A 280-nucleotide genomic window follows, 5' to 3' on the forward strand; every position below is an offset into this window, starting at 1 on the left:
AGAGATGGAATCTTAAGAATACGTGTTAAGTGAAAGATGGAAATATGGGATATATTGATGTGTTGGTGTCTGTAGTGGGGAAGGGTAGGTGGGGTGAGATTAAGGAAGAATGTTTGTAGATCAGGTTCTTGAACCTTGAGTGAGTGAATGGTTATTTGATGTTTGGTGGAAATAAAGAGGAGATGGTGTAGATGGTGGTGTGGGGAAGGGAGGGTAATGATGAGTGTATTATGTGAAAGGTGTAGCATTCGGAGGGGAGGGTGAAGTTTCAATCGTTTGA

The organism is Paenibacillus xylanexedens (assembly GCF_007676705.1).
In the GTDB taxonomy this organism is placed as follows: Bacteria; Bacillota; Bacilli; order Paenibacillales; family Paenibacillaceae; genus Paenibacillus; species Paenibacillus xylanexedens_C.